Annotated in this window: 5 protein-coding genes and 1 pseudogene; 2 read left to right on the top strand and 4 right to left on the bottom strand. The window is 68.5% G+C overall.

Features of this window, described 5'->3' with window-relative positions:
* The first annotated feature begins 174 nt into the window (after positions 1–174).
* A complete protein-coding gene (locus AB1460_RS35430) occupies positions 175–597 on the top strand; it encodes a YybH family protein (RefSeq protein ID WP_368966779.1) in 423 nt (140 codons plus the stop codon).
* A 441-nt stretch (positions 598–1,038) separates the two neighbouring features.
* Here the strand turns inward: AB1460_RS35430 and AB1460_RS35425 are convergent, their stop codons facing one another.
* From AB1460_RS35425 to AB1460_RS35410, 4 genes are all read right to left on the bottom strand, one after another.
* On the bottom strand, positions 1,039–2,391 hold the full coding sequence (locus AB1460_RS35425) for a PhoX family protein (protein ID WP_368966778.1): 1,353 nt from the start codon (positions 2,389–2,391) through the stop codon (positions 1,039–1,041).
* Between the two features lie 1,248 nt (positions 2,392–3,639).
* Entirely contained in the window at positions 3,640–4,002 is a 363-nt protein-coding gene (locus AB1460_RS35420; RefSeq protein ID WP_368966776.1) for a WHG domain-containing protein, read from the bottom strand.
* Positions 3,909–4,319 (bottom strand): TetR/AcrR family transcriptional regulator, encoded by a 411-nt coding sequence (locus tag AB1460_RS35415; RefSeq protein WP_368966774.1) that lies wholly within the window; start codon positions 4,317–4,319, stop codon positions 3,909–3,911. Before AB1460_RS35415 ends, AB1460_RS35420 begins: the two co-directional genes overlap by 94 nt.
* Positions 4,320–4,339: 20 nt before the next feature.
* Entirely contained in the window at positions 4,340–4,564 is a 225-nt protein-coding gene (locus AB1460_RS35410) for a hypothetical protein (protein WP_368966781.1), read from the bottom strand.
* Here AB1460_RS35410 and AB1460_RS35405 point away from each other — a divergent pair.
* A pseudogene (locus AB1460_RS35405) lies at positions 4,506–5,418 on the top strand (LysR family transcriptional regulator). The gene AB1460_RS35410 and the pseudogene AB1460_RS35405 sit on opposite strands and share 59 nt — an antisense overlap.
* Positions 5,419–5,541: the final 123 nt, after the last annotated feature.

Genomic DNA, 5,541 nt, shown 5'->3' with positions numbered 1-5,541 from the left:
ACCTGCGAAGTGCCCTCTCGATCTGGCGGACGGAAGCCTAGAGAACTCCCATCCTCCCAGCTCAGAGGGCACTTCCGCGTTCAGGGACCCCAACAGACAGCTATAAACACCGGTGCATCCAGGCTGAAGTAGTCTTGGTCGAACGCTCGCCGACGACGATGGGCAGGGCCGCGTATGCGCAATCCAGGGGTGGTTCCCGACAGTGCGGAAGTCGCGCGGCGGCTGACCGCCGAGGCGCTCGTGGCAGAGTTGTTCAGCCGGTTCGACGCTCGCGATGTCGACGCCGCGCTGGCGCTTTACACCGAGGATGCGACGGTGTTCCAGGCCCGTGGGAGGAATGCCGTCCGGTCCGTGATGGAGCGTGGTATGTCGCCGTTGCGTGGCCGACACCTGATCACGAACCTGCGGGCCTGGTCCCTCGACACCGGTCGGACAGCCGTCGAGTACACGGCTGCGGCGTTCACGCTTGAGGGCGACGGGCCGTTCACCGCCCGGTCTGTGTTCGACCACCGCCAGGTCCAGCGGTGCGAACCGGACGGTGTGTGGCGCATCGCCGAGCACGAGATCCTCGGCTACACCCCGCCGGTAGGGCCGTGACCGGCCGGGTTCGCCCCGGCGGGTCACGGCACCAGCGAGCGTGCCCGCCCGCGCCCCCATCCGCGCCTCCACCGACGCCGTCGGCGGGCGCTGGTGCCGGCGCTGGTCGTCGTGGTGGTCCTCGCGTCCATCGCCGGCGCCGTGGCACTGACACGCCTGCTCGCCGGGGTGAGGAGAGGATCACGCCCGCCGAGGTCCCAGCCGTCTCCCCGGCAGGCCGCCGGGACACTCACTGTCAGTCACCGTCGGATGTGGAACAGAGCCGGTAGCCGGACACTCCGACTCAGAACGCCAGCGGTGAACAGTGGCTGTGAACCGCGGACCAGCCTCTGGAGCCCCACGGGCCCGGGCCGATTCGACCCGGACCCCGCTCCGTTCAGGTGACCACCTGGCGCCGGGTTCATTTCCGCAGGAGATGCCGTGCCGGTCAGGTTCGAGGTGTTACAGGATGCCCTGACGCCACGGCCCGGTGATGGCGAAGGTGATGCCTGGCGACTGGATGTTCACGAACATCCAGTTTCCGCCGCCGCCGTTGTCGAAACAGGCCCCACACCACTCGGAACCGGTGAAGTCGCCGCTAATGCCGTTGACTGCCCTGTCGCCGGGAATCACGACGTTGTTCTCAGCGAACTGGAAGATCAGGCCATCCGTGGACAGGCCGTGCAGGAACTCCCGGCCGCTCCCGTCCTCGCACAGGACGAGGCCGCCGCGCGGGCTCACCGTGATGTTGTCGGGGAAGTTGAGCACGTTGGCGGCCGGTGACTCGAACACGCAGGTGAGGGTCATCGTATCGGAATTGTAAGCGAAGACCTGTCCCTGTCCGGCCGCACCGCCGCTGGTGGCGGTCATGTAGACCAGCCGGTTTCCGTACCAGAGGCCTTCCGGCCGGGCGAACTCGGCGGCTCCCAGCGCCAGACCCTGCTGCACCACACCATTGCCGGTGTCCGGGTCGGGGTTCGCGATCGGTACCCATTCCACCGGCAGAGTGGTGCCGGTGCCGACCGCGCCACGCAGGTTCTTCCGGAACTCGCCTCGTATGGCGAGCATCTCCAGCCTCCCTCCGTCGGCAAGGCGGCCTTGGGTGTTCGGCGTGAAGCGGTACCAGCCGCCGGGCGTGGCATCCTCGCTCAGATATACGTAGCCGTGATGGTCGACCGCGGTCGCCTCATGACTGAACCGCCCCATGGCAGGGATCGGCATCGCGTCGGACACTCCGTCGGCCGGGACCTCGAACACATACCCGTGCCGCTTCGAGCCGATGGTCGTCGTCTCCTCGCAGCTGAGCCAGGTGCCCCAGGGGGTGGGACCGCCCGCGCAGTTGCGGATCGTCCCGGCGAGGCTCGGCCGGGTCTCGATGTACTTCGCCTGGTCTGGGTCGAAGACGACCGTCGTGGTGCCGCCCGCAGCGGTACTGTCGTAGGTCGGGATCCCACCCGTGCCGATCGGAGCGCCGGTGCCGCGCTCGTGATTGCGGACCAGGTGAATATTTCCGTTGTGCCGGAAAGCGGCCATTCCATCGTGCGTGCCGGGCGTGGCGCTGCCGTCCGTCATCGGGTCGCCGGTCCACCCGAAGGTCATGTACTCAAAGCCGCGGGGTAGCCGCAGCAGCTCGAGGCCCGTAGTCCGGTCGGCGGCCGGGTAGAGCGGACCATACCCGCCTCCCCTGACCGGGGCGGCGGAGGCAATACGCGTGGAAAGCGAGCTGAACGGGCCGGCCAGTGCGGCGCCTCCCAGCACTGCCGCTCCCTTCAGCAGCCCGCGCCGCTGCGGACCGACCTGCGAATCTGCTGCCATTTAATGACTCCCCGTTGAATTATGAATCCCTGTCCGGGCTCGATGGGTAAACCTAGGAAGCCTTGTTTAACGCGCGCCGAACGTCGGATGTTGCAAACATGTACAGCATGTACACGCCTTCTTCGGGGAGAGATCGCCATGGCAAATTCGTATACGAATTACTACTCCCTGTACTCCCGGATCCCGCTTATGCGGTGAGTGACTTCTGTGTCACTCGGTTTTGAGTGCTAAGCGGTGGCTGTTGAGCTCCGGGAAGGGGTGACGGACCAGGATCTTGCTGGGCTCGAGGTGCTACCTGTGATCGGACGGCGAGGGCGTGCTGGGTGTGAGCCGGCCCTGTTCCGGCGGGCGGCTCTGTCGGGGTCTGCTTTAAAAGATCTTCAGTGTAACCAGGTGTTGATCGCTGTGACGGCGACCATTGCTTTGTAGCGGAGAGAAACCTGGATCCCCCCGTCAGCCGGCCCGCCGCGAAGGAGTCATCGAACTCATGAAGGCCGACCCGGGCCGATCCTGGAGCGGCAGGAAACTCGTCGAACGACTCCAGATACCCTCACGCGGCCTGCTGGCCAGCTCTCTGAACGGGCCCTCGGCTTCATTGTCCACGCCGTACCGGCCTCTGCGCCTTGTTCTGGCAGCCGCCCCAGATGCCACGAAAGGCCGACAATGCGACGCTGTTGACAACGATCCAGGACCGCTGACTCCGCGGTATTGATGGTGAAGCCACGCACAGTGCCCTGGGTGTGGCCGGCACCCCGGCAGGCCATCCCGGCGTCAGAGAACGGGAACCCACCGACACTGGGTAACGCCACCTGCGGCCGAATGAACCCGTCCTGTTCTTCCGGCGAGGAGAGCCCACCCATTCCCAGCAACACCCCGGCCTGTAGAACGGCCGGCGCAAGGAGCGCAGGAAGTGCGCCAACGGCCAGGACCTGGCCTTCGACCGCTGGCCGCTGGACCTCCCCACCGACAGCGATGGGGGACCGACCCGGGTGGCGGCGAGTTTCTCGGCCCGGCGACGACGATGGGTAGACGCCGCGTATGCGCGATCCGGGAGTACCGCGTGGTCATCGACGGTGAGTCGGGGATCGGCACTCGGGTCCGCAGTGCCGGGGGCCAGACAAAAGGCCTCCGGCCTACGTCCCCCGCCGCCCCTGGAGGGACTGACACCGTCGATCTTTCGAGCAGGCGATCATGGTGTGGCGGTACCACCCATGCCGAGCACAGCCCCACGTTCCACTGCCCCGCCGGTCAGGCGGTGTAGGCGGTGATCAGCGCCGCGGCGGCGGTAGCGGCCTCGCGCCTGGCCGCGTCGAGCGGATTCGGCAGGTCGTCGAGCACGCCCTCGAGGAGGAACACCGCGTGGCCGTGGGCGCAGGCCGCGATCGCCAACACCAGTCTGCGTGCCTGATGGTCGTCGTCGCACAGGGCTGCGGCCGGTGCGGACAGCTCGGTGAACAGGGCCTGGCCGGTCTCGGCGAGCATCGGGAAGCGTGTCTTGTCCAGGCCGGCGGCGAAGGTCAGTCCGAACAGTGCCGGCTGGTCGGCGGCGAACTGGACGTAGGCCGCGGCGAAGGCCGCGAGTTGTTCGCCCGGATCGGTCGCTTCCGCCATGGCGGCGCGGTACTGCTCGCGCTGTCCGTGTAGGCGCGAACCACCAGCGCGGCCAGCAGCGCGTCGCGATCGGCGTAGTGCTTGTACGGAGCGGCCACGCTGACGTCGGCCCGGCGGCTGGTCTCGGCCATGGTGAATCCGCCGAGGCCTTTGGTGACCACCAGTTCCAGCGCGGCCTCCTCCAGCGCGTGGCGCAGGTCGCCCTGGAGGTCATCGTGACTGACATCGACCTTGGGCTGGATGTGCACCACACCAGTCTGTCCGTAGCGGATCTTGATGCGCAGCGAGCCTGGTACCAGCGAGCGCTCGGACTGCACGAGGTCATCGCTGCTTGTGTCTACCGTTCGGGAGCCCAGGGCAGGACTTCTCCGTCGCGGATGAGTTGGCCGTGGTGCTGGGGATCGACCGGGTCGAGCGCGAGGTCCAGGAGAGCGACGGCGGCCTGCGCCGGGGTGGGGGCGGTGCTGACATCCCACCACAGGGCGGAGGTGGGAGTGTTCATCATGCCGGGGCAGACGGCGGCGAGCAGGATGCCCCGTTCGGCGTCCTGCGAGCGGGGCACTCTCACCGCCGCGGTGGCCGCGCTCGGCTACACGCAGTCCGCGGTCTCCCGGCAGATCGCCGCGTTGGAACGTGCGGCGGGGGCGCCGCTGCTGGAACGCCGCCACGACGGGGTACGCCTGACCCCGGCCGGGAGCATCGTGCTGCGCCGTGCCGCCACCGTGGTCGACCAGGTCGACGCGACAGCGCGGGAACTGGCCGGGCTGCCCGACGAGCCCGGCACGGTTCGGCTCGGCTGGTTCACCAGCGCCGGGGCAGCGTTGCTACCCCGCGCGCTGGCCGCGCTGCGCCGCACGCACCCGACCATCACCGTGACCACTCGGGAGGGCAGCACTCCGGCGCTGGTCCGCGCGCTGCGCGCCGGCACGCTGGACCTCGCACTGCTGGCCTCGGCGCCGCCGTTCCGCCCACCCGACACCGAGGCACCGCCGCTGCATCTGCAGACCCTCACCGAACGCAGCCTGTGTGTCGCCGTGCCCGCCACCCATCATTTCGCCCGGGGCGAGTTCGTCGACGTCGCCGACCTGCACGGCCAGCGGTGGATCGCCGGCTCGGGCGAGGACCGTGTGATGGGCGTCTGGCCCGGCCTGGACGAGCCGGCCCGACATCGCCCACACCGCCCGTGACTGGCTGGCCAAGCTCCACCTGGTCGCCGCCGGCTGCGGCATCACCACCGTGCCCACCGCGCTCGCCGCCGCGGTGCCGTCCGGTGTGCGCATTCTGCCTGTCCGAGGCGGGCCCGCCGAGCAACGGCGCATCCTGCTCGCACGACTTCCGCAACCACCGGCCGAACCCGCCGCGCGCCTCGCCGACGCGCTCCGTGCCGCGGCAGTCGAGACGGACACGCTGGTCTAGTGCAGCTCCGCGTAAGTCTTGCTGGGGTTGTCGTCAGGCGGCTTTGAGGGGTTCGCCGGTGTAGGTCCAGCGGTAGGGCTTGGCGGTCCGGTCGTGGACCTCGATGAAGTGGAGGATCTTCTC

The sequence above is a fragment of the Parafrankia sp. FMc2 genome (genome assembly GCF_041008525.1).
Taxonomy (GTDB): Bacteria; Actinomycetota; Actinomycetes; order Frankiales; family Frankiaceae; genus Parafrankia.
The sequence above is the reverse complement of the archived record's forward strand: the minus strand, read 5'-3'. Positions and strand labels throughout refer to the sequence as shown.

Bases quoted from the DNA above. Each gene is read 5' to 3' on its own strand.
- AB1460_RS35430 (WP_368966779.1), top strand. From the start codon at position 175: ATGCGCAATCCAGGGGTGGTTCCCGACAGTGCGGAAGTCGCGCGGCGG.
- AB1460_RS35425 (WP_368966778.1), bottom strand. From the start codon at position 2,391: ATGGCAGCAGATTCGCAGGTCGGTCCGCAGCGGCGCGGGCTGCTGAAG.
- AB1460_RS35420 (WP_368966776.1), bottom strand. From the start codon at position 4,002: ATGGCGGAAGCGACCGATCCGGGCGAACAACTCGCGGCCTTCGCCGCG.